Below are 26,084 nucleotides of genomic sequence, written 5' to 3' on the forward strand. Positions count from 1 at the left end.
AGACTCCCTTTATTTTCGCGCTTCGAAATAATCTCAGGGCTATGGTGAAGGACTTCAATGGGGGACGCCAAACTTTTCCTTAGCCTTGTGATTTACTGCACATTTTTTCATGCATTTTCCGCAGAAACGCTTAACTTTGCCGCAGCCAGTAATTGCTGTTTAAAACGCTGCGCCGCCTGACTAAGTTCATGATGTTTTGACCATACCAGCCACATCTCCGATACCGCATCCGCTTCGATAATCGGTACCCAGCGCATTTCCATCAGTTGCACCCGACGAAACGACGCCGGAAGGATAGAAACTCCCAGCCCTGATGCCACCAGGCCAATAATAGTCATCGCCTCTCCCACCTCCTGGGTCATGCGCGGCGTCACGCCATAGCGACGCAGCAGCCCCAGAATATCGTCATACAGCCCGGTGCCAACGTGCGGGTCGAAAAAGACAAAGGGCTCATCGGCCAGATCCGCCAGGCTTACGGCCTGCTTCTGCGCCAGAGGGTGCTCATGATGAATCATCGCCAGCAGGGGTTCATGCAGGATAACCTCCCATGCCAGCGTATCGGGAAGCTGCGTATTGCGCATTAACCCCAAATCCAGTGAACCCTCTGTGAGCGGCGAGATTTGTTCACGCGTATTGGTTTCGCGGGTCTGAATATGCACATCAGGATAGCGGCGGCGAAACGTCGACAGGGTATCGGAAACCGCCTTGATAAACGGCGCAGAGGAAGTAAAACCGATATTTAACTCACCCGTTTCACCATGATGCAAGCGCCCGGCACGAGCCGCGGCCTCTTCCACCTGCAACATAATTTGTCGGCTGTCCGCGAGAAACTGCCTCCCCGCCGCCGTCAGATTAACGCTGCGGTTAGTACGGGCAAACAGACGAGCACCAATTTGTTGTTCAAGAATTTGAATTTGCTGGCTTAATGGCGGCTGAGAGATATTGAGTCTCGCAGCGGCGCGGCCAAAATGCAGCTCTTCTGCCACCGCAATAAAATAGCGTAAATGGCGCAGCTCGATATTCATATTTGTTACATATCAATTGAGATTATTAATATATTAGACAGAATATTTGCGTTTTCCTACTCTAATTATGTGACCTGTGTCGCTAGTTTCTACCTTTTGTTTTTACGCAAGGATCTTCCCGTGAGCCGTACAACCACCGCAGACAACGAACCGGCTATCGATGTCCGCGACACCGCACCTGCTAAGCCAAACCAGTTTATTACCCGCGGCACACCTCAATTTATTCGGGTTACTCTCGCCCTTTTCTCAGCGGGGCTGGCAACCTTTGCTCTGCTTTATTGTGTTCAGCCCATTTTGCCGGTGCTCTCTCATGAGTTCGGCATCTCGCCTGCGGGCAGCAGTATTTCCCTTTCTATCTCTACCGCGATGCTGGCAATCGGGCTGCTCTTTACCGGGCCGCTTTCCGACGCCATCGGCCGCAAGCAAGTGATGGTGACTGCATTACTTCTGGCCTCCTGCTGCTCTCTGCTCTCGACAATGATGACCAGTTGGCACGGCATTCTGATCATGCGCGCATTAATCGGTTTATCGCTGAGCGGCGTGGCGGCGGTCGGCATGACCTACCTGAGTGAAGAGATCCACCCCAGTTTCGTCGCCTTCTCGATGGGGCTTTATATCAGCGGGAACTCCATCGGCGGAATGAGCGGACGTCTGTTGACCGGCGTTTTTACTGACTTCTTCGGCTGGCGCGTGGCGCTGGCGGTGATTAGCGCCTTCGCGCTGGCCTCGGCGGTGATGTTCTGGAAGATCCTCCCGGAGTCACGTCACTTTCGCCCCTCATCCCTGCGCCCGAAAACATTGCTGCTTAACTTCCGCCTGCACTGGCACGATCGCGGACTGCCGCTGCTGTTTGTCGAAGGTTTTCTGTTGATGGGGGCATTCGTTACCCTGTTTAACTATATTGGCTATCGCCTGATGCTTTCACCCTGGTCGCTGAATCAGGCGGTGGTTGGCCTGCTCTCGGTCGCCTATCTGACCGGGACGTGGAGCTCACCAAAAGCGGGCACCATGACCACCCGTTACGGACGCGGCCCGGTGATGCTCTTCTTCACCGGCGTGATGCTGCTTGGCCTGCTGTTAACGCTCTTTTCACCGCTGTGGGTGATTTTCCCCGGCATGCTACTCTTCTCGGCGGGCTTCTTCGCTGCACACTCCGTAGCCAGTAGCTGGATCGGCCCACGCGCCCGTCGCGCCAGAGGCCAGGCATCATCACTCTACCTTTTCAGCTATTATCTGGGCTCCAGCATCGCCGGTACTCTTGGCGGCGTCTTCTGGCACCGTTATGGCTGGAATGGCGTCGGCGCGTTTATCGCCCTGCTGTTAGTGACCGCCCTGCTGGTTGGCACGCTGCTGCATAAACGACTGCATTAATACGCCGGGGCGCGATTTTTTTGCGCCCCGTCATCGCCCTGTGATAGATCTGAAGCCATCGGCGCATGCCGCCTTCTCATCATAAAAACAGGGCACTATGGAAAACAAAAACTACCAACACCTCACCCGTACCTTCCAGCGTCTCTCCCGTTTTTCACACCTTTCCGCCATCGCCGGGTGGGACATGTTTGCCATGATGTCCCCGGCGGGCAGCAATGCGCGCAGCGAAGCGCTGGCGGAACTGGGGGTTTTACAACACCAGATTCTGACTGATAAACAGGTCGCTGAATGGCTGCGCAATGCGGAACAGGAAGATCTCAACGATCTCGAACAGGCCAACCTGTGCGAGATGTCGCGTCAGTATCAGCAGGCCGCGTTACTGCCGGAAAGTCTGGTCGAAGCCAAATCGCTGGCGGGAAGCCGCTGCGAGCACGCCTGGCGCACCCAGCGCCCGAATAACGACTGGCAGGGTTTCGCAGTCAATCTGAAAGAGGTGGTGAAACTCAGCCGCGAAGAAGCGCGTATTCGTGCCGCTGCCAAAGGCTGCTCCCCCTACGATGCGCTGTTGGATATTTTTGAACCAGAGATGACCAGCGCCCGTCTTGATGTGCTGTTTGGCGATCTCAAATCCTGGCTGCCGGCGCTGTTAACCCAGGCGGTCGAGAAGCAGGCTGGCAAAACGCTGATTGCCCCGCAGGGCCCGTTTGATATTGAAAACCAACGCCAGTTGGGGCTGGAAACCATGAAGCGGCTGGGCTTTGATTTCAATGCGGGGCGTCTGGATGTCAGCGCGCATCCTTTCTGCGGCGGTGTTCCGGAGGATGTCCGTATCACCACCCGTTATAACGAACATGACCTGTTGAGCGCCCTGTTCGGTGTGATCCACGAAACCGGGCACGCGCGTTATGAGCAGAATCTGCCGCGCAACTGGCTGGGGCAACCGGTCTCACACGCGCGTTCCACCGCTATTCACGAATCGCAAAGCCTTTTCTTTGAGATGCAACTGGCGCGCAGCGAGGCATTTCTTCAGCATCTGCTCCCGGCCGTTATCGCGCAGTTCGGCTCGCAGCCAGCCTTTGAAACCGCCAACTTTATCGCCTGGAATCAGCGCGTGAAACCCGGTTTTATCCGCATTGATGCTGATGAAGTCAGCTACCCGGCGCACGTCATTCTGCGATATGAAATCGAACGTGCGTTGATCGATGGCGAAATTGAAGTGGACGACATTCCGGCACTGTGGGATGAGAAGATGCGCCACTGGCTGGGGCTCTCCACCGAAGGCAACTATCGCGATGGTTGTATGCAGGATATTCACTGGACGGATGGCGGCTTCGGCTACTTCCCGTCCTATACGCTCGGCGCGATGTATGCCGCGCAACTGATGCATGCGGCACGTCATGCAATGCCTGATCTCGAATCGCGCATTGCCAGCGGCGATTTCAGCCCCCTCTTTGAGTGGCTGCGCCAGAATATCTGGCAGCACGGTAGCCGCTTTGGCACGTCACAGCTTATCCAGCAGGCCACCGGTGAAGAGCTGAACAGCCGCTATTTCCGCGAACATTTAACCGCCCGCTATCTCTAATCGTTTCTGCGCCGGAGCTAACACCTCCGGCGTTGTACATATGGTTACACGCCGATACCAATCACTCACGGAAAGCCTGATAACTCAGGGATATAGTTCTTTCAACGGCCCCGCAGTGGGGTTGAATGAAAAAACCAATTCGAGGGTATGAGAATGAAAAAAGTATTAGCTCTGGTTGTTGCCGCTGCTATGGGTCTGTCATCTGCTGCATTCGCGGCTGAAACTACCGCAGCGCCAACTGCCGCTAAAACGGCACCGGCAAAAACCATGCACCACAAAAAACACCAGAAAGCGGCTGTTGAACAGAAAGCGCAGGCAGCTAAAAAACATCACAAAAAAGCGGCTAAAACGGAAGCGACCAAACCTGCAGAGCAAAAAGCGCAGGCTGCCAAAAAGCAGCATAAAAAAGCAGTGAAACACGACGCTGCCAAACCGGCTGCGTAATCGTCACCGTTCGTATCGTTCTGATGACAAATCGGCGCTGTTTCAGCGCCGATTTTTTCCCGGAGAGCAATGATGTTGCGGCGCTATCGTTTCGAGCTCATCCTGGCTTTACTCATAATCTGCGCACTGATTGCGACACGCTTTTTCCTTTACTGATCGTAGTTCGCTGATTTTGCTCCCACTTTTCATTCGTCCCGTCTATAGTAATCACATTGGGTTTAACTTTTAATAATCATAATTACCCCACCAGAGAGTGATATGCGTAGAGCTGTTTTCGTTTTACTGGGATCGTTGAGCGCGCTGTCCATCGCTGTGCATGCGGATGACGGTGATAGCGGCATGAGCGCGAAAGATATCAAAACGTTGTTTTTCGGCCAGGATGATCGCACCCTGGTTCAGGACGTCACGGACTCGCCATGGGATGCCATTGGCCAACTGGAAACCGCCAGCGGTAATCTGTGTACCGCGACGCTTATTTCCCCGCATCTGGCATTAACTGCCGGGCACTGTTTGCTGACTCCGCCCGACGGTAAACCAGACAAAGCCGTGGCGCTGCGTTTTGTGTCACTAAAAGGGGTCTGGCGTTATGAAATTCACGGTATCGATGGCCGGGTGGATCCTTCTCTCGGTAAGCGCTTAAAACCCGACGGTGATGGCTGGATTGTCCCCTCCGCTGCCGCGCCGTGGGATTTCGGTTTGATTGCCCTGCGCTATCCGCCTGGGGGTATTACACCGCTACCGCTGTTCGAGGGCGATAAAGCCGCGCTGACTGAAGCCCTGAAAGCGGCCGATCGTAAAGTCACCCAGTCCGGATATCCGGAAGATCATCTCGATTCACTTTACAGCCACCGCGACTGCGTCGTCACCGGGTGGGCGCAAACCTCCGTGCTGTCGCATCAATGCGACACGCTTCCCGGCGACAGCGGTTCGCCACTGATGCTTAAAACGGAGAATGGCTGGCAGTTGATTGCAGTGCAGAGTTCCGCTCCGGGGGCGAAAGATCGCTGGCGGGCGGATAACCGCGCCATTTCGGTGACGGGTTTTCGCGACAAACTGGAAGCACTGGCGAAAGAGTAACATTCTGCCAGGCAGCATTACGCTTGCCTGGCAGCCGCATCAGGCCATTTTGATCAGCACCATGCCGATAATCAGCAAACCGAGTCCCATCCAGCCTTTGTTATTCAGGCGCTGACCGAACAGGATCCAGCCCGCGGCCAGCGTCGCCATAATCCCGAACGCTCCCCACAGCGCATAAGCGACGGATAAATCAATCCCTTTTACCGCCTGGGAGAGCGCACTGAATGCCGCCAGTACCGCGGTAATAGACAGCAGGCCATAGAACTTGCGGCGAAAACCATCAGAGAACTTCAAAAAGATATTTGCGACAATTTCCAGCACGATAGCCAGCCCCAGCCAGGCGGCGTGGAACCACTCAAACTGTTGCATGATGCGTCTCCGTATGCTGGGATTTCGCTTTGCGGGTGCCGGATTTAATCAGCACAATCCCCACAACCAGTGTCGCCAGGCCTGCTATTTTCATCGCCGACAGCGCTTCATCAAACAGCATGACGCTGAACAGCGTAATCAGCAAAATACCGATACCTTCCCACAAGGCATAAGCAACACCCAGCGCGATTTTTTTCACAGCAAAGGCGAGGAAAATATAAGAAATGGCAATCATCACCAACATCAAAATAAAACCGGCAGAACCATGGCCGACTGCGGCCCATTTCATTGAAAGTGTGCCGATAATTTCAGCAACGATCGCAAGGGATAAAAGAATCCAGTAAAACATGCTATTTCTCCTGCTTGAGAATATATTCCGTTGCGGCTCACAGCGAAGTGCAAACCGTAAAATCCAGGTTGTAATGAGTCCTGACGGTGAACGTCAGTTCAGGCAGAAGAAGTAGACTAAAGCGCGTTGCGCCAGTGTTGCTCAGCGGAGAGCAAGGCAGAGGTAGGTAAAACAGCAGTATGAGTGGAGATGAAAGTTTTGAACCGAATGTCCATAAATATACAATTATCCGCGGTATTGCTTCTCTTCGTTGCGGAAAAAAATTGTCCTCAGTAGTTAAACACAGCTAATTTTTAGCACACCCCCCTGGTTAACTCAAAATATTTTCAGTTCTTTACCATAAATATTAGAGCTAAGTGAGTTTATTCTCAGACCATTCACAATTATGATACTCATGTTTGTTGTACTCTTTTTCAGGATACTTTATGGCCAGGCCCATCATTACGCTTAATGGATTAAAAATCGTCATCATGCTGGGCATGCTGGTCATCATCCTGACTGGTATACGCTTTGCGGCCGATATCATCGTTCCCTTCGTGCTGGCGCTGTTTATCGCCGTGGTGCTTAACCCGGTAGTTCGGGTACTCACGCGCTGGCGCATCCCACGCGTGCTGGCCATCTCGTTATTAATCGTGCTGATTATTCTGGTCGCGGTACTGCTGCTGGCCTCACTGGGAACATCACTCAATGAACTGGCGCGAACGCTGCCACAATACCGCTCCTCTTTACAGGTACCGCTACAGAATATTCAGCCCTGGCTGGAGCGTTTTGGCGTGACGGTGTCGGCCGATGAGGTGATTAAGTATATCGACCCGAACGCCGCGATGACCTTTGTCACCAGCCTGCTGACGCAGCTCTCTAACGCCATGTCCTCCATTTTCCTGCTGCTGCTCACGGTGGTGTTCATGCTGCTGGAAGTCCCGCAGCTTCCGGCCAAACTCCAGCAACTGATGGTGAAACCAACCGAGGGAATGGCCGCCATCCAGCGCGCCATCGACAGCGTCTCCCATTACCTGGTGCTGAAAACGGCAATCAGTCTGGTTACAGGTCTGGTGGCCTGGGGGATGCTGGAAGGGCTTGGCGTGCGGTTTGCATTTGTCTGGGGATTGCTGGCCTTCGCATTGAACTACATTCCTAATATTGGTTCCGTGCTGGCGGCGATCCCGCCGATTTTACAGGTGCTGGTGTTTGGCGGATTTTATCAGGCACTGGTTGTGCTGGCGGGATATCTGCTGATCAATCTGCTGTTTGGCAACATTCTGGAACCGCGCATCATGGGGCGCGGACTCGGTCTTTCTACGCTGGTCGTCTTTCTGTCGTTAATCTTCTGGGGTTGGCTGCTTGGCCCGGTGGGCATGTTGCTTTCGGTGCCGCTGACGATTGTTGTCAAGATTGCGCTGGAGCAAACCATCGGCGGCAGAAATATTGCTGTGCTACTAAGCGACCTTAGCGATAAGTGACAGCGTCACAAAACGCTGCCGATATTCACCGGCAGCGTATCCTTACCCTATTCTCTTCCCACTTTCGCCAGGCTGAACCACATTCCCACGGCCAGCAGCAACAGCATTACTCCGGCACTGCTTAACGCCACGCTGTGCGAGGTCGTAAAGGCTGTTCGAGCCGCATGGATGGTGGCTTCCGCCAGCGATGGCGTCAGCGTTTGCGCCGCTTTTACCGCTTCACCGATAGAGGAAGACGCCCGCGCCGCCACATCACTACTCAGCCCCTGAGGCAATACAATTGACGCCATAAAGCTGCGGCTCAGCAGCAGACCGAAGATAGCGATGCCCAGCCCCGCGCCCAGTTCATATGCCATGGTTTCGATTGCCCCGGCTGCCGCCGCTTTCTCTTTCGGCGCTGCCGCCATGATGGCCGCCGTTGAAGCCAACAGTGCGCTGGCGGCGCTAAAGCCGAGCAGCACCATCAACCCCCACGCCTGCCACTGCTGAGTACTAAAATCGAGCATCGACAGACCAAGAAAGCTCAGCGCACTGAGCCCCATTCCGCTGGTTGCCACAGTGCGCAGACCAAGACGCGCCACCAGCGCCCCGGCAATCGGCCCGCTGAAGCCGCTGGCAACCATAAGCGGCAGCATAAATTTCCCGGCCTCAAACGGTGTGAACCCGTGGACAAACTGCAGTTCCTGCGCCATCAGCAGCTCAAACCCCACCAGCGCAATCATTGCGGTCATCGCCATCACCACACCGCTTAAAATAATGCGATGGCTGAACAGACGCATATCAATCATCGGCCTGGCCGCGCGTAGCTGAATACGGACGAAGGTGGCGAGCAACAGGGAGCCGATGACAAACGCACCGCCCGTCACCCACGGTGCGGCCAGCCCTTTCATCGCCGTTTTCGCGCTGTAGACCAGTAGTAAAATAGCCACTATCAGCATGATGGCATGATTCAGATTGAGCGCCTGATCGCGACGCCCTGGCTGACGCGGCACAAAGCGCGCAGAAAGCGCCATCACCAGCAGAACAATCGGCACATTAATCAGGAATACCGACCCCCAGTAGAAGTGTTCCAGCAGCATGCCGCCAATCAGCGGGCCAAAGGCCGCCCCACCGGAACCCACCGCCGCCCAGACGCCTAGCGCGATAGTACGCTGACGCGCATCAATAAACAGCGTGCGGATGCCGGCCAGGGTTGCCGGAACAATCATCGCCGCCCCCACCGCCAGTACGGCGCGCGCCGCAATTAACCACCCGGCTCCCGGGGCAAATGCCGCCGCCAGTGATGCCAAACCAAATTCCACTGCCAAGCAGCAGCAGACGCTTAAAACCGATGCGGTCGCCCAGCGCCCCCATCGGCAGTACCATTCCGGCCATCACCAGCGAATAGATATCAATGATCCACAGTAATTCGTTACCGCTCGCCCCGAGCGTCATGCTCAACGTCGGCGCAGCCACATGCAGCACCGTCGCATCGATGGCGACCGGAATGTAGACCAGCACGATAATCACTAACGCTAACCACTGACGAAACATAATTCTCCCTCATTGTTGAAACCTGGACATCCGTCCAGAATGGCGATCCTACTGAAAGTTGAACGGCTGTCCAGCTTTTTGTTACACTCGTTGCACCGTGATTAAGGGTGGGAAGACGATGGGTTATTTGAGTAAGGACGAACGCCGGGAAGAGATCATGCAGGCCGCGATGCGTGTGGCGCTGGCCGAAGGCTTCCCCGCAATGACCGTCAGACGTATCGCCAGCGAGGCGAGCATGGCAACCGGTCAGGTGCATCATCATTTTGCCAGCGCAGGTGAACTTAAAGCGCAGGCGTTTATCCGTTTGACCCGTGCTCTTCTCGACGCTAACCCCTTGCCCGAAGGTGCTTCGTGGCGCGATCGTTTATGCTCCATGCTGGGCAGCGATGATGGTGGGTTTGAGCCCTATATCCGTCTCTGGCGTGAAGCACAGTTGATTGCAGCAAAAGATCCCGATATCAAAGAGGCCTATATTCTGACCATGCGAATGTGGCATGACGAAACCACCGCCATTATCCGCGAGGGCCATGCCGCGCAGGAATTTACTCTGCGTGACGAGCCCGGGAATATCGCCTGGCGCTTAATCGCACTGGTTTGCGGGCTGGATGGTATGTATGTACTGGGTATGGCGGATATTAACGATGATGCCTTTGATCAGCATCTGGATGCGGCGGTGAAACTGGAGCTGTTTTAACGCTTTCCACTCCTGCTCCTTGACAGGTTTGATGCGGCAAGGCACACCTTCCCTGGCGCATCAAACCTGTCGCTAATTAACCATATTCATCCTACACAATATTCCTTGATTGAAAGATATAGCGTCACTTTTGTGGCGTTAATGGCAAATTGATGCTGTGGCACATAATTTTCTTTCTGCCAGACTGTAATTGAGAGCAAAAAAGATATTACTGAAACAAGGGATATTGATGAAGACCACTCAGTTCACACATAAAATTATTGCCGTGTCAATGGTGAGACAAGCCGCCTGGCAGCCAGATAAAACGCAACGAGAAACTCTCTGGAGAGCCGTCATCCACTATGCAAATGACAATATTCACTGTCCAACATTCCGGAATTGGGTGCACTCGAGCGCTGAAATCGATAGAAGACAAGAAAAGTAAAAAGTATCCGTACAGAAGGTTCTGTTTATCAGGAGCGTAATATTTATTGCGTCATGGAGGGCAAATGGAAAGTTCACCTGCCAGCCACAGACAAAATGCCATTTCCACTAATCCGACAGTGAAACTAACATTTTCCGAAAACTGTTCCATACTTGCCTTTCCCATACAAAAGGAGAATACGCATGACTATCAATAATATTCTGTTAACCCCTGCCGGGAATGCGGTTGAATCAAGCAATAATCTTCAGGCCACAATCAACGGTATACAGTTCAATCCTGACGTTGTCGGCGGGCGCTACGACGGCGAAGATCACCCGGAAAAATGGACAAAACGCTACTCCTGGGGAACAGGGCCGCTGTCAGCGGGTGACTCACTCCACACGCTGATATTTATTACCTGCGATCCCGGTATGGTAAATGGACAGGAATATGATCTCTCCCAGGCGAATATTCCGGTCGGCATTCAGTTTTCTGACGTATTTCCGCCTGAACACGAAAATGAAGACGATTATCTAAAACCGGTCTTAAAAGGAAAAATAACGTTGACGCATGACTTCTCTCTTTATCTTGTCACGGGTCACTTTAGTTTCGAATTTACTAGCGAAAATAGCAAAACTTACACCGTAGAGAATGGAACCTTGTCCATCGGCCCCAACTGAGAAGTCAAACTGACGACATGAGGTTATTCTTAAAATAACAATGAAAAACGGTTGAAGCGTCAGCAATAAGGGAGATTCTGTGAAGATTGCCGCCTGACGCTAACCGGGTAAATAATCCTGTGTTATATATTCTCCGTATTAAGTGGAGAACATAACAGGAAGCGTAATGAAAAAATTTGCAATGATCGTCGCCATTATTCTGGCAACCGCAACTGTAAGCGGCTGTGCGCCCTGGTGGGGACACGGCGGCCCTGGCGGGCATGGCGGTTCACACTCTGGCGGGCCGGGCAATGGTCATGGCGGCCCGGGCGGTCGTTAATTCCGCGAATAACTCAGGCCATTTGGCCTGAGTTATTATGTGAGAGGTATTTGCCACCCTCATTCATTCGCTGAGTATCATTTAGTGTTTTACCATTACGTGGCGCACCACCGTATAATCCTCAAGCCCGTACAGCGACATATCCTTACCATATCCCGAAAGTTTCTGCCCGCCGTGTGGCATTTCACTCACCAGCATAAAGTGAGTATTAACCCAGGTGCAGCCATACTGTAACCGCGCGCTGACGCGATGCGCGCACCCGACATCCTGAGTCCAGACCGATGACGCCAGCCCATACTGCGAGTCGTTCGCCCACTCCAGCACTTGTGCTTCATCAGTAAATGACGTCACACTGACCACCGGCCCAAAAACTTCACGCTGTACAATGTCATCCTGCTGCTGCGCGCCTGCCAGCAACGTCGGCTGGAAGTAGTAGCCTTTACCCTCGGCTTTTTGTCCGCCGGTTATCACTTTAACGTGCGCAAGCGCTTTAGCCTTCTCCACCGCGTCGCTGACGCGATTAAGATGCGCCTGAGAACTGAGCGGCCCCAGTTCGGTATGCTCATCATTGGGTTCGCCCATTTTTAAGCTGGCTACCGCCGCCCCCAGTTTTTCGACCAGCCGATCGTAGATACCGTTCTGGGCATAAATACGACAGGCGGCAGTACAGTCCTGCCCGGCGTTATAGAAACCAAAAGTGCGAACGCCCTCAACCACCGCATCGATGTCTGCATCATCAAAAACAATCACCGGCGCTTTACCTCCCAGTTCCATGTGGGTACGTTTCACGGAGGATGCCGTGTGGGCGATGATGTGCTCACCCGTTGCAATTGAGCCAGTCAGCGACACCATTCGTACTTTGGCATGCCCGGTCAGTGGATCGCCTACCGTCTTACCCCGGCCAAACAGCACGTTGAGTACCCCCGCCGGGAAGATATCTTTTGCCAGTTCAGCCAGCGTCAACGCCGTCAGCGGGGTGATTTCAGAAGGTTTAAGCACCACGCAGTTCCCCGCCGCCAGCGCCGGAGCCAACTTCCATGCCGCCATCATTAGCGGGTAGTTCCACGGCGCAATAGAGACCACAACGCCCACCGGGTCGCGACGGATCATTGAGGTATGCCCTTCCAGGTATTCACCCGCCGCCAGGCCATTCAGACAGCGCGCTGCCCCCGCAAAAAAACGGAACACATCCACCACCGCGGGCAGTTCATCGTTCAGCACACAATGCAGCGGCTTGCCGCAGTTCAGCGACTCCAGCTTCGCCAGCGTCTGCGCGTGTGCTTCAATGGTATCCGCCAGCTTTAACAGACACTCCGCCCGATGTTTCGGCGTGGTTCCCCCCCATGCGGCAAAGGCGTGCGCGGCCGCCTCTACAGCGCCGTCCACCTGGCGGGGAGAGGCTTCGGCTATCTCCAGCAATACCGCGCCCGTCGCCGGGTTGTACACAGGCTGCATTTCGCCTTCACCAACGACAAGTTCACCATTAATCAATAAGTTGTGTTGCATTATTTTACCCTATCCTGACTGCGTTACTGACCACCGCAGGCGGTTATCTCGTCATCGAGAGTCCACTACCATGCCAGTATCATGAAAGTGAGCGGCAGCCATGCCGTAAAAATATCTCCCTTAATAAAAATAGACGTCGCCACTCAGGGGCTCTCTGGTGCGCGAAAAAATTTGCGCAGGTTGTGACAAAGTACGCATTCCACGAGTTATCAATAGACGGCTATTAAGAATATGGATTATAGACAAGGAGTTAGAGCGCAGCGCGGCTATGCGAATTTCCTATGACCGCGTGGCGATAAAATACGCACAGCCATTTCTGAAATGGCTGAAAATTTAATTTAAAAGCTGGCGAATGAGTTTACCGAGCATTTTCACTGCATTATCTTCGCGCTCCCCCCAGCCCCACGCCGTATTAAAGCGGAAAAAAGAAGCCCAGTTATCGGTGGTGGAAAACATTTTCCCTGGCGCGATACTGATTTGATGTTCGAGCGCCAGCGAGCTGAGTACCCCCGCATCGACGCCCGCCGGGAGTTCCAGCCATAAGAAATAGCCGCTGTTGTTGTGGTGGATCTCCACTTCCGGCGGAAGATGGCGCTGTAACGATTGCCAGGCAAGCTGTTTACGCTCGGCCAGTTGTCGGCGCAGACGCCGCAGATGCGCGTCATAGCGCCTGGATGAGAGGTAATCCACCAGCGCCAGTTGCATCGGTGAGCTGGTAGAGAGCGTGCTCATTAGTTGCAAATGCTGGATCCGCCTGGCATGTTTACCCGCGGCAACCCAGCCAATACGGAACCCCGGCACCAGACACTTGGAAAAAGAGCTACAGTGCAGCGTCATGTCGTTTCGATCCCATGCTTTGGCTGGCAAAGGTTTATCGCGGCCAAAGTAGAGTTCGCTGTACACGTCGTCCTCAATCAGCGTGACATTGTGCGCCGTCAACAAAGCCACGAGCTGCGCTTTCTTTTCCGCGGTCAGGGTAAAGCCCAGCGGATTTTGACTGTTAGTCATCAGCCAGCACGCTTTGACCGGGTAATTTTGTAATGCCTGCGCCAGCGCATCGAGGTCAATCCCTTCGTTAACATCCGTCGCTACCGACAACGCTTTCAGCTTCAGCCGCTCAAGAGCCTGTAGCGCGCCATAGAAACAGGGGTTCTCGACGATAACCCAGTCGCCGGGCTCCGTCACAGCCTGCAAACTCAGATTAAGCGCTTCCAGCGCCCCGGCGGTGATCACAATTTCATCCGGTGAAATGGTCATGCCCTGCAATGCATAACGCCGGGCAATCGCATGACGAAGCCCGGCGTTCCCCGGCGGCAGGTTTTCAATCACGCTCATGGCGGTGGCGGTTTTACTTACCTGCGCCAGCGAGCGGTTAAGCTGCGGCAGAGGAAACAGGCGCGGGTCAGGAAATGCAGAAGCAAACGGCAGCACCGAGGCATCGCGGCTGGCCTGTAGTACTTCAAAGATATAGGTGTTGATATCTACGGCCTCATCACGCATGACCTGCGCAGGAGCCGTTGCGGGGCGTTGTGTGGCCGGGCGTGGCGCAACGTAATAACCGGATTGCGGGCGCGCGATGATCCGTCCCTGGCTTTCCAGCAGTTGATAAGCATGACTGACGGTCATAAAGCTCATCCCGCTGTTTAGCACCTGTTCACGCAATGACGGGAGCTTATCGCCCGGTAGCCAGACGCCATGGGCTATCTGTTCTGCCATCTGCTGTGCGAGGTGCTGGTACTTTTTCATCGTTTCGTCCGATTTACGATTGCGCAACCAGCATCTTATAACAGTTTTACAAATAATTCATTTTCATGTAACTGTCATGAATTATCCGAAAATGCGATTTTCCTGAAGCGCGTAATAGACTTGAAGACGTTGAATGCTAATCATAACTTTATTCACAGCCTACTCCCGATGTGGAATAGCCAATGACAACAGTAAGGATCACACTGTGTTAAAACATGTGGATTTGTAAAACGGATTAAAAATCCGCAAAGAATGAGCTGGACACTGGAAAAGATATCGCAGTGAGATAAGCATTATTGAGGAGGAAATATGACATTAAGGAACACCATGCAGGTACGAACCTATTTCTGCCCCGCTTGCCAACAACCGATATTTAAACCGGGAACGGTGATCTACACCCCTGAAGAGATTAGCGGTTGCAACTGTAAGCAGTGCGGGCGCGCATACACACCAGAGGATGTGATAAACCAGGCGCGCAAAGCCGCAGCAGAACTGTTGCAGAGTGCCCTGCACACCGGGGAATGACAGCCATTACGCGTATAGCCAGGTTAGCGCCAGTAGGTATGCCGCTTTTTGATAGGCCCCCGGAATAAAGAAGGCGAGGCTTTCTTGCTACGGGTCAATAAAATAAGCAGCACACACATAAAACTAATAAAGCCTAAAAAGACGCCCTGACCTGCGGCGATCATTAGGTGCATTAAAGATGTATATTCGACAATCATATCAGCCAGATTTCTTGGTACTCTTACTGCCCATTATGGGTGGTCAAAAAAAACAGCAAAAGAAGATTCGTCATTATCAGACACAGTTTTTATTAGCCGACGAAGAATATCCCCCACCGGATAAGCGCCGCAAATTATATTACAGCCGCGAGTGAAAACGGAACTGCTAATTTTAGTCATCGCGCAGTGGATCACAGGAAAAAAGATGACAAAATGTTAAATCACATCTTATCCGGTGATGCCACAACGCTTCTGCTGACTTAACTCATCACGCCCAGAAAGCCGTGGATCCCCATATACACCCCGACTGCGCCAATTAACACCCCGGAAAAGTAAGGCGCGCGGCGAGCCAGCGTATCAAAACCACTCCAGCGTTTTGCAACCTGACGGATACTTACTGCCGCCCCCACGCCAACGGTGACAAGCGTAAGCGCCAGGCCAATACTAAAACTGACAACCAGGGTCGCTCCAAGGGTTATCGCTTTAAGCTGAATACAGATGAGCAGTACCGTAATGGCTGCCGGACAGGGGATAAGCCCACCGGTCAGACCAAACAGCAGGATTTGCCAGTTAGTCACTTCTTTGCCGCTAAAACGACGTTTGATATCTGAAGCGTGAGCCAATGCGTGGGCATCCTGGTACTCACGGGAGTTCACATCCAGACCTGCAAACCCGGCATGAGTGTGGCCATGATGATGGCCATGATGATGTTCATGGTCGTGGTCGTGGTCGTGGTCGTGGTCGTGGTCGTGGTCGTGGTCGTGGTCGTGGGGATGATGTTCCCCTCCCCGCATCTCCGCCAGCCAGTTTTTTTCTCCCCGCCAGGTACGCCAAACCATCCAGAAAGCCGTCGAGAGAATAATCACCGCTGACACCAGTTGCAGCCAGGGCTCCGCTGACGCTGCGGTAAATTTATGACTGACATACATCCCGCCGAACGCGATAAGCCAGACCACCGCCGTATGCGAGAGCGTTGCCGCCAGCCCGAGCATCGCCGCCTGACGAACCGTACCTTTGATGGCAATAATAAACGCCGCCATCATTGTTTTTGAATGGCCTGGCTCCAGCCCATGCAGCGCACCTAACAAGATTGCGCTCGGAATAAAAAACCAGGCGTTTCCCTGCTGAAGAAGTGAAGTAAATTCGTTCATAAGAATCGTTTTGGGTTATAAGATGACCCATAAATTCTACTCCCCCCCAGTACCGAATACTACCCCCCAGTACTATCCTAATGCTATAATTAGCATAGATTTTAGAAAAAAGAGAGACCGTCATGTCGCATACTATCCGTGATAAACAGAAGCTTAAAGCCCGCGCCAGTAAAATTCAGGGCCAGGTTGTGGCGCTCAAAAAAATGCTTGATGAACCTCACGAGTGCGCGGCTGTCCTGCAACAAATTGCGGCGATACGGGGTGCGGTAAATGGGCTAATGCGGGAAGTCATTAAAGGCCACCTGACGGAGCATATTGTTCATCAGGGTGAAGAGTTAAAGCGTGAGGAAGATCTTGAAGTGGTGCTGAAAGTGCTGGATTCTTACATCAAATAAAATCCCGCAAGAATTGGGCCGCCATCGAGGCCTCGAACCCCGTACCTTCCAATAGAAAATCGTCTGCTCTTCCTGTTGAGCTAATGGCGGTTAATGCGTGCTGTTTCGCAACGTGCAAAAGAATAATGAATATAATATCAACGAAAGCTAAACGGCATCATGAATCATTGAAAATTCTTACAATCTCGCTGAATATTTTATCGCTAAGCTAATCCTGAATACAGATGACTTCTGAAACCATTGTTATATAAAAGTACGACTTTTCAGTAAATACTCCTCTTTGTTACGCAGGATGTTATTTAGCCATACCCGGAGATTTCTGATTTCGCCCCCGTTCCACACTTCCTCCATAATTTACGCGTTAACTGAGGCTAACGTTAATAGAAGTGATGGAGTGATAGATGAAAAAGAGTTTGGTACTTCTCGCCGCACTGGCGTTCGGCCTTTGTTCCGGGGCATTTGCCGCTAACCCGCCCGCAAAACAGGGCAAGCAGCCGGTGACTCAGAGCCACAAAGCCCCACAACACCACAGTGGGAAAAAAAGCAGCAACAATAAAAAACCAATGAGTCACAACCGTTCACAGAAGAACAACGGTAAACCGCAGGTGAATAATAATAATCGCCCACAGGATAATAACCGCCCGCAGAATAATAATCGCCCACAGAATAACAACAGCAATAACGCCCTGGTACAGCCGCGTTAGTCTCTAACAGGTTCTGGACTCTCTCAAAGAGAGAGTCCTTTTTAACTTTACTTCCGTTTCGGCAACGTCTTTAGCAGTTCGTCCGGGCTAACCGACGCCACCACACTTCCCGGGAGCGGCATTTTCAGGATGTGATTTTTGATTTTCCCGACCACATGCATTTCGCACGGGCGGCAGTCAAAACGCAGCGTCAGCACCTCATCGCCATGCACCAGTTGCATCGGCGTAGCGCGCCAGCTCTTGATAGAACCCTTTGCCTGTTTCGGGCACAAATTAAACGCAAAACGCAGGCAGTGTTTGGTGATCATCACCGGCACATCGCCCTTCTCTTCGTGCGCTTCAAAGGCCGCATCGATAAGCGTCACACCAAATTTCTGGTAAAACTCGCGTGCCTTATGATTATAGACGTTAGCAAGGAAGCTGAGATGGGTATCAGGATAGACGGGGGCCGGGGTGGCTACCGCTTTACGACGACCGCGTTGATACGCCGCCATGCGCGCCGATTCCAGTAACTCCACGGTTTCACGACGCAGTTGATTCAGCACACTGTTTGGTACAAACAGCGCCTCAGCCAGATGAACGTCTGCGCTGCGCGGGTAGTAGCACGTCTGACCCAGCTTCGCGATCCCCTCCTGCAACTGCGCCAGCGCTTTCTGCGCATTATTCGCGGGCGCGAAATCGCCGTCCAGCGTGTGGGTTACCGTGACACCGTCCTCGCAGGTCATCGTCAGCACCAGTTGTTCCTGCCAGCCAGAAAGCGCCACATCCACACCGATTCGGCGCTCGCTTGACGTCTTCAGTAACGCCTGCTGCCAGTTGTGATCCAGGTTACGGTTAAGCACGTGGTTCGGCCGCACTTTATGCAGATCGGCAGGCATTTCATTTGGCCACACGCGATAGCGATTCTCACCGGTTTTCTCCACCGTATTGGCGCGGAACCCCACCACCTCACGTTTGATCAGTACATTCAGACCATCACCGTTCGCCAGCGGTTCGCTGACTTCCACATCCAGATGATCTTTGCTGACCTTCAGCACTTCACCTACCGGCAGGCCGACAAATTTCGGCGAGTCAAACGCGCCGATATCGCCCTTACGCGCGTTAACAAAATAGTCGGTGCTACCGCGATGGAATGTTTTGTCGGTTGACGGCACAAAGAAGTGCTCCGTGCGCCCTGCCGATGCACGGGCCAGGTCGCCACGCTCTTCGATAATGGCATCGAGCATCTGGCGATAATGAGCGGTGATGTTTTTCACGTAACTCATATCTTTGTAACGCCCTTCAATTTTGAACGAGCGTACACCGGCGTCGATCAACGCACCCAGGTTGGCGCTCTGATCGTTGTCTTTCATCGACAACAGATGTTTTTCAAATGCCACCACGCGCCCCTGATCGTCCTTCAGGGTATACGGCAGACGACAAGCCTGAGAGCAGTCGCCACGGTTAGCGCTGCGCCCGGTCTGCGCGTGTGAAATGTTGCACTGCCCGGAATAGGCTACGCACAGCGCGCCATGAATAAAGAACTCAATGGTGGCATCGGTATTCTCGTGGATAGCCTGAATCTGTTGCAGATTCAGCTCTCGCGCCAGGACTATCTGGCTGAAACCGACATCGGAAAGAAACTTCGCTTTTTCCACGCTGCGGATATCGCACTGGGTGCTGGCGTGAAGTTCAATCGGCGGAATATCGAGTTGCAGAATGCCCATATCCTGCACAATTAATGCGTCCACCCCAGTCTCATAGAGCGAGGTGATCAACTTCTGCGCGGGCTCCAGCTCATCATCATGAAGAATGGTATTAATGGTGATAAAAATCTTCGCCCCGTAACGGTGCGCAAACGGCACCAGTTCGGCGATATCGCTCAGGCTGTTGCTGGCGTTATGGCGAGCGCCAAAACCAGGGCCGCCGATATAAACAGCATCCGCACCGTGAAGAATGGCTTCGCGGGCGATCGCCGTATCACGGGCCGGGCTCAGTAATTCAAGATGATGGTTTTGCAGGCGCATACTGTTGTTGTTATCCGTTGGGGTCAAAATGGCGGCTATTGTAGTCAGTTCCGGGCGCAGACCAAACACTTTTCCACTGCAAGAACGCGGGCAATTTCTCTTTTCCGGCAAAGTATTGAAGAATTAACTATTTCCGCACGCGTTAAGCGCCAGGTACAGTAAACACGTATTCCGGATTTCCTCGTCACGTTATTGATAATTATTGTCCCTCTGACGCACCGCAAGCTCGCTTGCGGTTTTTTCTTTTGGGTAGTGGATAAGCGAGTGAAAGTGCGTCACCTGCTGGGTACTATTGCGATAGCTATGGGCCTCATCGCCCGCAAAGCGTAACCCTTCCCCCGCTTCTAAACGCCGCCACTCACCCGCAACGTACATATCAAGGGTGCCGCTTATGGCAATAACGTGCTCGATAACCCCTTTTTCATGCGGAGTTGACTCACTTAATGCCCCAGGCGCCAGTAAGATGGAAAAGTGATCGAAACAGAGTTCAGGATCCCAGGGAAATACCGGTGTCACGACCATTGCCTGCTGCTGCGGGTCAAACGCCCCAGGGGTTTCGCTCTGCGGCGGCGTGATAAACAAGGAGAATGGCACATTCAGCCCGGTGGCGATTTTCCAGAGTGTTGCCACTGTCGGGCTGGACTCATTACGTTCAATTTGCCCCAGCATCGCTTTCGACACGCCCGTCTCATCCGCCAGACGCGACAAACTCCATTCGCGCTGCTGGCGTAGCGATTTCAATGTAGCCGACAGATGTTGCGCAATATTCATTCAGACTCTCCAGTACGGGAATGGACAGATTATACACATCCTTTTTCAAGCCGCCTCTTGTGCGTTATAACGCCCGGCGCTACACTCCATCGGACGTTATAACGCACAAGGGGGTGTCATGCGCCAGAGTTTTTGCCCGTTACCTACGCTGCTGGCAGGTTTTGTCGCCGTACTGGTGGGCTATGCCAGTTCGGCGGCGATTATCTGGCAGGCTGCCGCCAGCGCAGGGGCGAGCACCACGCAAATTGCAGGCTGGATGACAGCGCTTGGTCTGGCGATGGGCGTCAGTACGCTGGTGCTGACGCTATGGAATAAAGCGCCTGTCTTAACGGCCTGGTCGACGCCAGGCGCGGCGCTGCTGGTAGTCGGGTTACAGGGGGCAACGCTCAACGAAGCGGTGGGGATCTTTATCTTTGCCAACGCCCTGATTGTCTTGTGCGGCATAACCGGGCTGTTCGCCCGTCTGATGAAACTCATCCCCCATTCGCTCGCCGCCGCGATGCTGGCAGGCATTCTGCTGCGCTTCGGATTACAGGCCTTCGCCAGCATGCAAAACCATTTTTTACTCTGCGCAAGCATGCTGCTGGCCTGGCTCATCGCCAAAATGGCGGCTCCGCGCTATGCGGTGGTCGCCGCGCTGGTGGCGGGCAGTATGGTCGCCGGGCTTGCAGGTGAAGTCCACAGCGAAACACTCTCTTTCGCCCTTGTGGCTCCCGAATTTATTGCTCCTCACTTTTCTCCCGCCCTGCTGTTGAGCGTCGGCGTCCCCTTTTTCCTCGTCACCATGGCATCACAAAATGCGCCGGGGTTTGCCACGCTTCAGGCCGCAGGATATACCACTGCGGCCTCACCGTTGATTATCGTGACAGGCAGCCTGGCACTCCTGCTTTCCCCCTTCGGCGTCTACTCCATCTGTATCGCCGCGATCACCGCAGCCATCTGCCAGAGCCCGGACGCCCACCCGGATGTCGCGCAACGCTGGCGCGCAGCCGCCGCCGCGGGGCTGTTTTATATGCTGGCGGGACTCTTTGGCGGTTCGATAACATCCCTGATGGCGGCGCTTCCCGGAGCCTGGATCGAGATGCTGGCAGGGCTGGCGCTGTTGGGCACACTGAGCGGAAGTCTTTACCAGGCGCTTGGGCAGGCCAACGAACGCGACGCGGCGATGGTCACTTTCCTCACGACCGCCAGCGGCGTCACGCTGGCTGGAGTTGGCTCTGCTTTCTGGGGGCTGGTTCTGGGGGGCGTGAGCTATGCGCTGTTGTCACTGGCTCGACGCACGTAACTGCGTTGGGGTGACACCCAGCACACACTTAAAGCGATTACTAAAGTGGCTGGCCGAACTGAAACCACAGGCCAGCGCAATCTCCGTCAACGGCTGCGTGGTGTGGCTCACCAGTTGTTTGGCGTGATCCATCCGCCGCTGCATCACATACTGATGCGGCGCAAGCCCCGTCGACTGACGAAACATGCGCGCAAAATGGTATTCGCTGAGTGCCGCCTGGGCTGCCAGTTCGGCCAGGGTTAAAGGCTGTGACAGATTCGCATCAATCCACGCCAGCACGTTACGCAGCACCGATGGCGCAAGCCCGCCCTTTACCGCGGGTATGCGCCACTGAACCGTCGAGTAATTCTGAATGAGATGGGTCAGCAACAGCGTACTGGCGCTGCTCAGGGTTAATTGATTCGCAGGCTGCTGCCAGTCGCAGCTCAATAAAAACTGGCGGTAAAGCGCAGTGATTTTGTCATCTTCGGCGAAAGATTTTTCTTCAAGCGTAATAGATGCCGGGCTGCGATCCCAGATTTGTTCGCCAACGCGTTTCAGATGCTGGTCAGTACAGTAGAGATGGACAAATGAGAGATCGCCGCGAATATCCCACGTTGACTCACACTCCTGCGGCATCAGGCAGAAGCGATCCGGCCCCCCGCCATTTTTCCAGCCATGCGGCGTTTTCTGATAGCTTTCATAGCCATCGGCAACATAAAGGCTCAGGGTGTGATGGTCACTGGCAACGGTGACAGTGTCACAATTATTATACCAGGCTGCGAGCTGAATACCCGAATTGAGCGCAACGGTTTCCCGCAGTACGGCATTCTGGCTGCGCAGACGTTCAAGCGTGGCGTAGGTATGGGTCATTGACGATCAGTTTCATGATGATTCATAGCTCCAGTCTATGTAGCGTTGCCTCTGATTTCCAGCCCGGTTCTCGCCGCCCGCTAAAAAATCCGCAAGATTTTGCAAGTCACCGGCAAACCGCTGCAAGCCAGCCCGGCGCGGAAAATGCAGACTGCTATTTTTGAGTCATTAAGGTATACGCATGAACGCACTACTCTACGTACTGGTCGTCGCTATCTGGGGCACGACCTGGATCGCCATTTTTCTTCAGCAGGGGCCGGTACCAGCCACCGTCTCTATCTTCTGGCGCTTTGCCATTGCCAGCGTGACGATGCTCACCATTCTGCTTCTGATGGGACGCTTGCGCCGCCTGGCCATGCGCGATCATCTGTTCTGTGTACTACAGGGCTGTTGTGTTTTCGGGTTTAACTTCTGGTGTTTCTATACTGCCGCCAGTTGGATTAATACCGGGCTGGAGTCGGTGATTTTCTCCATGGCGGTGTTATTTAACGCCATCAACAGTTTCCTCTTTTTCCGCCAGACGCCGCCAGCACGCTTTTATCTTGCTGCGCTGCTGGGGCTGGTTGGGATTATCACACTGTTCTGGGACGATCTTCAGGCATCCGGTCTGAGCAGTACAATGCTACCGGGCATTGTGCTGAGCGCACTGGGCACATACGGGTTTTCGCTGGGAAACATGCTCAGCATCCGCCACCAGCGACGCGGGCTGGAAACGCTCACCACCAATAGCTGGGCAATGTTCTATGGGACACTGATTATTGGCGCCGTTGCGCTGCTTCGCGGTGACGACTTTACGCCCCAATGGACATTCAGCTATCTGGGCGCCCTGTTCTACCTGGCGATTTTCGGCTCGGTGATTGCCTTTGGCGCGTACTTTACGCTGGTGGGAAGAATCGGCGCCAGCAACGCGGCGTACAGTACATTACTGTTTCCCCTGGTCGCACTTACGCTCTCGACGATATATGAAGGTTATCAGTGGCATGCCAGCGCGATTATAGGCCTGGTGCTGATTCTGGTAGGAAATCTGGTGATGTTCGCGCGCTGGCCTGGCAGACTATTGCAGCCGCGCAGCGTGTAGAAAAACGGGGTGGCGCAGTACCACCCCGTCCATGTTTATTTCATCGCAGGATCGAATTTCACCGCATCGATAGCCATATCATCGATAGTCTGTTTCAGGGTTTGCAGGGTCATTGGGGTATTCTCATTGTTGAGATCCTTCCCTTCGCCTTTACGCACCACTTTCACTACCGGTTTATTGGTTGCCGCGTCAATCAGCTCCCCCTCGAAGAAGAGATGGGTATCCATCGTGCGGTGACCTGTTGCCATTTGGGTACCGGCAACCACCAGCGCGACAGGCACCACTTCATAGAACTGAAGCCCTTCTTTGCTGGAGTCGACTGCCGTAATCGCTCCGCGGAAAATCAGGCTATGCGCCCCCGGCGTGGTCACGATTTTTTTGTGCTGCGAGACGGCCTGTTTGATTTGCTGGTCGGTGTAAGTACGGATATCATCCAGCGCTTTTTGGCCAATCTGGGTGCTTGGCTTAGGCTGCGGATAATAGGTCACCGGGTTATAAACAATACTGTCGTAATTTTTTGGATTGTAATTCGGATCCACCCAGCGCAACGTCGGTTTACCCGTGGCGGAAGTGGTTTCCTTCAGATTCGAATAATCTTTTAAAAAGCCGGAGTATTGAGATTGCTCAGCAACTTTTGATGCGCAACCTGACAGAGCAAGAACGCCAGCAAGGGCGGCAACTTTAAAAAACGTATGAGTACGCATGGGAAGAATCCTGAAATATGCACAAATGCAAATGAGTTATAGCAAATGATTCAGGTGGCTGTTGTTGCAAAAACTGTTGTTGCTCGCAATTTATAGAAAAAAAATAATTAGTTAGCGGGCGAATTAAAATAATACCGACCCTGAGGGCCGGTATACGATCAGGCCTGCTTTTGTGCCAGCATGGTGGCAAAACGCAGTTTAATACGGTTGCCGTTAGCATCGGTGCGATGCAGCTCACCCGGGTTCTCGTTATATTTAAGGAAACGCCAGCCTGCATAGTAGTTGCTTAACTCTTCAGGCTTGAAAGCAAACGGGAATCCCACCGTGCAGGGATAGTCTTCGGTATCCATCGCCGCGACAATCAGGTTATACCCGCCGGGTTTTGTGCAACGCTGCATATTGGCAATCAGGCCGGGGATGGTTTCTGGCTGAAGGAACATCATCACCACGGTCGAGAGAATAAAATCATACTCTCCATCAAATTTCAGGCTGTTGAGATCCTGAATCGCTGACTGCAAATTCTCCAGCCCTTCTTCACGGCGGATCGATTCCAGATTATTGATGCTCGCCGGATTCTTATCCCAGGCCGTCACATCAAACCCCTGTGCCGCCAGATAGAGCGAGTTACGCCCGTTACCACAACCCAGATCCAGCGTTTTGCCGGGTTTAATCACTTTTGCCGCCTCCAGCACATCAGAGTGGGTACGGGTCAGGCCATATTTTTCACTGAAATAATTTTCATCACGAATCGTCATTATCAATCCTTATTTTTCGCTAATACGGAACGGTCGACACGAACCAGCAGTTTTCCCTGAAACAGCAAAACCAGTGTACGTATCAATAACAGGCCAATAATAAAATTGGTAAATATGAACATCGGTAACGCCAGGGTGTGATAAAACCCCTCACCGCTGGCGTGGCCCAGATGCAGTGCGGTGGTCGCCAGCGCAGAAATACCGAACGAGAAACTCCAGAACGATGCATTAAACGCCTGACGCAAATACCAGGGCATCAGACGCAGCATGAACAGCAGTTGCAGCAGGCCATAGCCGAACAGCATTTTGGCGAAAACATCCGCCTGCCCGCCATTGACGCTCAACCACGCGCTACAGGCCACCAGCGCCGGAGCCAGTTGAATACCAAGCGATGTGCGTAACGGTATCGGCAGTTCACCGCCGCTGCGCAGCCGCTGAACGATGGCAGGCTCAAGGGTTATCCACGAAATCACCCCCGCTCCCAGAAATGCCAGCCCTGCGTCGTGAAAGCCGAGCGCACCACAGGCCATGGTGCTGATAAAATTGTTGGCGACAGTCGGCAAATAGAGCCCCGGCGTCGTCGCGCTTTCGGGATGCTCACCGCGCCACAGCCCGGCGGTCTGCCAGGCGGCATAGCCGAGTTGCAGCGTCACGCCAATGGAAAAGAGAATCAACGCAATCGGGCGATCCCATGGCGTTACGCCAATCGACACCAGCATCGTGGTGGCCGGAAACAGGCTGACAAAACTGCTGGCTATAGGATGACGCATCTCCTCAATCACGCTGTACGGGAAACGCACAGCCCGGCTAATAAACGCCAGCGCCAGCAGACCCCACATGACGATAGCCAGGATAACCAGCCCATCGCCAATGGCGTGGCTCACGGGCCAGATTGTGCTGGCATAGCGCCAGGCAAACCCCATCCCGATAGTCCCCAGCACCATACCAAAGTAGCCTGCGGGTAGGTTCAACACTTTGCTCTCACACTTCGTATTCTTCATTTTGTTTATATTATCAACTATTTTTGAAGGTGCATTTTAAAGTAATCTTTAAATGCCCGCCACCGGGAATATTTGCTACGTTTATCTTAGTGCCTGAACGCA

At 53.4% G+C, this 26,084-nt stretch carries 27 protein-coding genes, 1 tRNA gene and 1 pseudogene; 14 read left to right on the forward strand and 15 right to left on the reverse strand.

Going from position 1 to position 26,084, the window contains the following annotated elements:
* Positions 1-107 precede the first annotated feature (107 nt).
* On the reverse strand, positions 108-1,025 hold the full coding sequence (locus VSR74_RS02775; protein ID WP_347793286.1) for a LysR family transcriptional regulator: 918 nt from the start codon (positions 1,023-1,025) through the stop codon (positions 108-110).
* Between the two features lie 120 nt (positions 1,026-1,145).
* Between VSR74_RS02775 and VSR74_RS02780 the strand changes: the two genes are divergently transcribed.
* The 5 genes from VSR74_RS02780 to VSR74_RS02795 all read left to right on the forward strand — a co-directional run bounded on the left by VSR74_RS02780 (position 1,146) and on the right by VSR74_RS02795 (position 5,499).
* Positions 1,146-2,396, forward strand: coding sequence for an MFS transporter (locus VSR74_RS02780; RefSeq protein WP_347793287.1), 1,251 nt, complete (start codon positions 1,146-1,148; stop codon positions 2,394-2,396).
* A 97-nt stretch (positions 2,397-2,493) separates the two neighbouring features.
* Positions 2,494-3,978 carry a carboxypeptidase M32 gene (locus tag VSR74_RS02785; protein WP_347793288.1) on the forward strand — a complete coding sequence of 495 codons (1,485 nt, stop codon included), beginning with the start codon at positions 2,494-2,496 and terminating at the stop codon, positions 3,976-3,978.
* A 153-nt stretch (positions 3,979-4,131) separates the two neighbouring features.
* On the forward strand, positions 4,132-4,422 hold the full coding sequence (gene asr, locus VSR74_RS02790; RefSeq protein WP_347793289.1) for an acid resistance repetitive basic protein Asr: 291 nt from the start codon (positions 4,132-4,134) through the stop codon (positions 4,420-4,422).
* A 72-nt stretch (positions 4,423-4,494) separates the two neighbouring features.
* A complete protein-coding gene (ydgU, locus tag VSR74_RS23295) occupies positions 4,495-4,578 on the forward strand; it encodes a small membrane protein YdgU (protein WP_459349919.1) in 84 nt (27 codons plus the stop codon).
* A gap of 102 nt (positions 4,579-4,680) precedes the next feature.
* On the forward strand, positions 4,681-5,499 hold the full coding sequence (locus tag VSR74_RS02795; protein WP_347793290.1) for a trypsin-like serine peptidase: 819 nt from the start codon (positions 4,681-4,683) through the stop codon (positions 5,497-5,499).
* A gap of 39 nt (positions 5,500-5,538) precedes the next feature.
* On the opposite strand, the gene mdtI is transcribed toward VSR74_RS02795, so the two are convergent.
* The 3 genes from mdtI to VSR74_RS23300 form a co-directional block, all read right to left on the reverse strand.
* Complete coding sequence (mdtI, locus tag VSR74_RS02800) at positions 5,539-5,868, reverse strand: multidrug/spermidine efflux SMR transporter subunit MdtI (protein WP_347793291.1); 330 nt, start codon at positions 5,866-5,868, stop codon at positions 5,539-5,541.
* On the reverse strand, positions 5,855-6,217 hold the full coding sequence (mdtJ, locus tag VSR74_RS02805) for a multidrug/spermidine efflux SMR transporter subunit MdtJ (RefSeq protein WP_347793292.1): 363 nt from the start codon (positions 6,215-6,217) through the stop codon (positions 5,855-5,857). The genes mdtI and mdtJ overlap by 14 nt, the downstream gene beginning before the upstream one ends.
* 116 nt (positions 6,218-6,333) lie before the next feature.
* Positions 6,334-6,432: a protein YdgV gene (locus VSR74_RS23300; RefSeq protein ID WP_459349916.1), complete on the reverse strand. Its 99-nt coding sequence runs from the start codon at positions 6,430-6,432 to the stop codon at positions 6,334-6,336.
* Positions 6,433-6,642: 210 nt separating this feature from the next.
* Here VSR74_RS23300 and VSR74_RS02810 point away from each other — a divergent pair, with 210 nt between their 5' ends.
* Positions 6,643-7,677 (forward strand): AI-2E family transporter, encoded by a 1,035-nt coding sequence (locus VSR74_RS02810; protein WP_347793293.1) that lies wholly within the window; start codon positions 6,643-6,645, stop codon positions 7,675-7,677.
* A 47-nt stretch (positions 7,678-7,724) separates the two neighbouring features.
* Here the strand turns inward: VSR74_RS02810 and VSR74_RS02815 are convergent.
* A pseudogene (locus tag VSR74_RS02815) lies at positions 7,725-9,141 on the reverse strand (SmvA family efflux MFS transporter).
* Between the two features lie 187 nt (positions 9,142-9,328).
* Between VSR74_RS02815 and VSR74_RS02820 the strand changes: the two are divergent.
* The 3 genes from VSR74_RS02820 to VSR74_RS02830 all read left to right on the forward strand — a co-directional run bounded on the left by VSR74_RS02820 (position 9,329) and on the right by VSR74_RS02830 (position 11,306).
* Positions 9,329-9,904, forward strand: coding sequence for a TetR family transcriptional regulator (locus VSR74_RS02820; RefSeq protein ID WP_347793294.1), 576 nt, complete (start codon positions 9,329-9,331; stop codon positions 9,902-9,904).
* Positions 9,905-10,510: 606 nt separating this feature from the next.
* The gene (locus VSR74_RS02825; RefSeq protein ID WP_347793295.1) at positions 10,511-10,987 is read left to right on the forward strand and encodes a hypothetical protein; all 477 of its coding nucleotides are present in this window, start codon (positions 10,511-10,513) and stop codon (positions 10,985-10,987) included.
* Positions 10,988-11,153: 166 nt separating this feature from the next.
* Positions 11,154-11,306 carry a hypothetical protein gene (locus VSR74_RS02830; RefSeq protein ID WP_347793296.1) on the forward strand — a complete coding sequence of 51 codons (153 nt, stop codon included), beginning with the start codon at positions 11,154-11,156 and terminating at the stop codon, positions 11,304-11,306.
* Positions 11,307-11,387: 81 nt separating this feature from the next.
* On the opposite strand, the gene patD is transcribed toward VSR74_RS02830, so the two are convergent.
* Both patD and VSR74_RS02840 read right to left on the reverse strand, forming a co-directional pair.
* Complete coding sequence (gene patD, locus VSR74_RS02835) at positions 11,388-12,812, reverse strand: aminobutyraldehyde dehydrogenase (protein ID WP_347793297.1); 1,425 nt, start codon at positions 12,810-12,812, stop codon at positions 11,388-11,390.
* Positions 12,813-13,145: 333 nt separating this feature from the next.
* Positions 13,146-14,558: an aminotransferase-like domain-containing protein gene (locus tag VSR74_RS02840; RefSeq protein WP_347793298.1), complete on the reverse strand. Its 1,413-nt coding sequence runs from the start codon at positions 14,556-14,558 to the stop codon at positions 13,146-13,148.
* A 309-nt stretch (positions 14,559-14,867) separates the two neighbouring features.
* On the opposite strand from VSR74_RS02840, the gene VSR74_RS02845 reads away from it, so the two are divergent.
* Positions 14,868-15,083, forward strand: coding sequence for an ECs_2282 family putative zinc-binding protein (locus VSR74_RS02845; protein ID WP_347793299.1), 216 nt, complete (start codon positions 14,868-14,870; stop codon positions 15,081-15,083).
* A gap of 457 nt (positions 15,084-15,540) precedes the next feature.
* Here the strand turns inward: VSR74_RS02845 and VSR74_RS02850 are convergent, their stop codons facing one another.
* Positions 15,541-16,431, reverse strand: coding sequence for a nickel/cobalt efflux protein RcnA (locus tag VSR74_RS02850; protein WP_347793300.1), 891 nt, complete (start codon positions 16,429-16,431; stop codon positions 15,541-15,543).
* Positions 16,432-16,553: 122 nt separating this feature from the next.
* Here VSR74_RS02850 and rcnR point away from each other — a divergent pair, with 122 nt between their 5' ends.
* Positions 16,554-16,826, forward strand: a complete 273-nt coding sequence (rcnR, locus tag VSR74_RS02855; RefSeq protein ID WP_231827328.1) for a Ni(II)/Co(II)-binding transcriptional repressor RcnR — start codon at positions 16,554-16,556, stop codon at positions 16,824-16,826.
* Positions 16,827-16,840: 14 nt separating this feature from the next.
* Here the strand turns inward: rcnR and VSR74_RS02860 are convergent.
* A tRNA-Glu gene (locus VSR74_RS02860) sits at positions 16,841-16,916 on the reverse strand.
* Positions 16,917-17,227: 311 nt separating this feature from the next.
* Here VSR74_RS02860 and VSR74_RS02865 point away from each other — a divergent pair.
* Positions 17,228-17,530 (forward strand): hypothetical protein, encoded by a 303-nt coding sequence (locus VSR74_RS02865; protein WP_347793301.1) that lies wholly within the window; start codon positions 17,228-17,230, stop codon positions 17,528-17,530.
* 47 nt (positions 17,531-17,577) lie between these two features.
* Here VSR74_RS02865 and VSR74_RS02870 read toward each other — a convergent pair whose 3' ends face one another.
* Complete coding sequence (locus VSR74_RS02870) at positions 17,578-19,536, reverse strand: peptidase U32 family protein (protein WP_347794347.1); 1,959 nt, start codon at positions 19,534-19,536, stop codon at positions 17,578-17,580.
* Between the two features lie 189 nt (positions 19,537-19,725).
* Positions 19,726-20,307, reverse strand: coding sequence for a helix-turn-helix domain-containing protein (locus tag VSR74_RS02875; protein ID WP_347793302.1), 582 nt, complete (start codon positions 20,305-20,307; stop codon positions 19,726-19,728).
* Between the two features lie 118 nt (positions 20,308-20,425).
* On the opposite strand from VSR74_RS02875, the gene VSR74_RS02880 reads away from it, so the two are divergent.
* Positions 20,426-21,592, forward strand: a complete 1,167-nt coding sequence (locus VSR74_RS02880) for a benzoate/H(+) symporter BenE family transporter (protein ID WP_347793303.1) — start codon at positions 20,426-20,428, stop codon at positions 21,590-21,592.
* On the opposite strand, the gene VSR74_RS02885 is transcribed toward VSR74_RS02880, so the two are convergent.
* Complete coding sequence (locus VSR74_RS02885) at positions 21,572-22,444, reverse strand: AraC family transcriptional regulator (protein ID WP_347793304.1); 873 nt, start codon at positions 22,442-22,444, stop codon at positions 21,572-21,574. The two genes, VSR74_RS02880 and VSR74_RS02885, sit on opposite strands and share 21 nt — an antisense overlap.
* Positions 22,445-22,625: 181 nt before the next feature.
* On the opposite strand from VSR74_RS02885, the gene VSR74_RS02890 reads away from it, so the two are divergent.
* A complete protein-coding gene (locus VSR74_RS02890; protein WP_347793305.1) occupies positions 22,626-23,522 on the forward strand; it encodes a DMT family transporter in 897 nt (298 codons plus the stop codon).
* A gap of 35 nt (positions 23,523-23,557) precedes the next feature.
* Here the strand turns inward: VSR74_RS02890 and VSR74_RS02895 are convergent, their stop codons facing one another.
* The 3 genes from VSR74_RS02895 to tehA all read right to left on the reverse strand — a co-directional run bounded on the left by VSR74_RS02895 (position 23,558) and on the right by tehA (position 25,982).
* Positions 23,558-24,226, reverse strand: a complete 669-nt coding sequence (locus VSR74_RS02895) for a DUF3313 domain-containing protein (RefSeq protein WP_347793306.1) — start codon at positions 24,224-24,226, stop codon at positions 23,558-23,560.
* Positions 24,227-24,384: 158 nt separating this feature from the next.
* On the reverse strand, positions 24,385-24,981 hold the full coding sequence (tehB, locus tag VSR74_RS02900) for a tellurite resistance methyltransferase TehB (protein WP_347793307.1): 597 nt from the start codon (positions 24,979-24,981) through the stop codon (positions 24,385-24,387).
* Positions 24,982-24,983: 2 nt separating this feature from the next.
* The gene (gene tehA, locus VSR74_RS02905; RefSeq protein ID WP_347793308.1) at positions 24,984-25,982 is read right to left on the reverse strand and encodes a dicarboxylate transporter/tellurite-resistance protein TehA; all 999 of its coding nucleotides are present in this window, start codon (positions 25,980-25,982) and stop codon (positions 24,984-24,986) included.
* Between the last annotated feature and the right edge of the window lie 102 nt (positions 25,983-26,084).

Source organism: Pseudocitrobacter cyperus (assembly GCF_039889165.1).
GTDB lineage: Bacteria > Pseudomonadota > Gammaproteobacteria > Enterobacterales > Enterobacteriaceae > Pseudocitrobacter > Pseudocitrobacter cyperus.

Coding starts and splice junctions, on each gene's coding strand:
- VSR74_RS02775 (WP_347793286.1), bottom strand. CDS start 1,025: ATGAATATCGAGCTGCGCCATTTACGCTATTTTATTGCGGTGGCAGAA.
- VSR74_RS02785 (WP_347793288.1), top strand. CDS start 2,494: ATGGAAAACAAAAACTACCAACACCTCACCCGTACCTTCCAGCGTCTC.
- asr (WP_347793289.1), top strand. CDS start 4,132: ATGAAAAAAGTATTAGCTCTGGTTGTTGCCGCTGCTATGGGTCTGTCA.
- ydgU (WP_459349919.1), top strand. CDS start 4,495: ATGTTGCGGCGCTATCGTTTCGAGCTCATCCTGGCTTTACTCATAATC.
- VSR74_RS02795 (WP_347793290.1), top strand. CDS start 4,681: ATGCGTAGAGCTGTTTTCGTTTTACTGGGATCGTTGAGCGCGCTGTCC.
- mdtI (WP_347793291.1), bottom strand. CDS start 5,868: ATGCAACAGTTTGAGTGGTTCCACGCCGCCTGGCTGGGGCTGGCTATC.
- mdtJ (WP_347793292.1), bottom strand. CDS start 6,217: ATGTTTTACTGGATTCTTTTATCCCTTGCGATCGTTGCTGAAATTATC.
- VSR74_RS23300 (WP_459349916.1), bottom strand. CDS start 6,432: ATGGACATTCGGTTCAAAACTTTCATCTCCACTCATACTGCTGTTTTA.
- VSR74_RS02810 (WP_347793293.1), top strand. CDS start 6,643: ATGGCCAGGCCCATCATTACGCTTAATGGATTAAAAATCGTCATCATG.
- VSR74_RS02820 (WP_347793294.1), top strand. CDS start 9,329: ATGGGTTATTTGAGTAAGGACGAACGCCGGGAAGAGATCATGCAGGCC.
- VSR74_RS02825 (WP_347793295.1), top strand. CDS start 10,511: ATGACTATCAATAATATTCTGTTAACCCCTGCCGGGAATGCGGTTGAA.
- VSR74_RS02830 (WP_347793296.1), top strand. CDS start 11,154: ATGAAAAAATTTGCAATGATCGTCGCCATTATTCTGGCAACCGCAACT.
- patD (WP_347793297.1), bottom strand. CDS start 12,812: ATGCAACACAACTTATTGATTAATGGTGAACTTGTCGTTGGTGAAGGC.
- VSR74_RS02840 (WP_347793298.1), bottom strand. CDS start 14,558: ATGAAAAAGTACCAGCACCTCGCACAGCAGATGGCAGAACAGATAGCC.
- VSR74_RS02845 (WP_347793299.1), top strand. CDS start 14,868: ATGACATTAAGGAACACCATGCAGGTACGAACCTATTTCTGCCCCGCT.
- VSR74_RS02850 (WP_347793300.1), bottom strand. CDS start 16,431: ATGAACGAATTTACTTCACTTCTTCAGCAGGGAAACGCCTGGTTTTTT.
- rcnR (WP_231827328.1), top strand. CDS start 16,554: ATGTCGCATACTATCCGTGATAAACAGAAGCTTAAAGCCCGCGCCAGT.
- VSR74_RS02865 (WP_347793301.1), top strand. CDS start 17,228: ATGAAAAAGAGTTTGGTACTTCTCGCCGCACTGGCGTTCGGCCTTTGT.
- VSR74_RS02870 (WP_347794347.1), bottom strand. CDS start 19,536: ATGCGCCTGCAAAACCATCATCTTGAATTACTGAGCCCGGCCCGTGAT.
- VSR74_RS02875 (WP_347793302.1), bottom strand. CDS start 20,307: ATGAATATTGCGCAACATCTGTCGGCTACATTGAAATCGCTACGCCAG.
- VSR74_RS02880 (WP_347793303.1), top strand. CDS start 20,426: ATGCGCCAGAGTTTTTGCCCGTTACCTACGCTGCTGGCAGGTTTTGTC.
- VSR74_RS02885 (WP_347793304.1), bottom strand. CDS start 22,444: ATGACCCATACCTACGCCACGCTTGAACGTCTGCGCAGCCAGAATGCC.
- VSR74_RS02890 (WP_347793305.1), top strand. CDS start 22,626: ATGAACGCACTACTCTACGTACTGGTCGTCGCTATCTGGGGCACGACC.
- VSR74_RS02895 (WP_347793306.1), bottom strand. CDS start 24,226: ATGCGTACTCATACGTTTTTTAAAGTTGCCGCCCTTGCTGGCGTTCTT.
- tehB (WP_347793307.1), bottom strand. CDS start 24,981: ATGACGATTCGTGATGAAAATTATTTCAGTGAAAAATATGGCCTGACC.
- tehA (WP_347793308.1), bottom strand. CDS start 25,982: ATGAAGAATACGAAGTGTGAGAGCAAAGTGTTGAACCTACCCGCAGGC.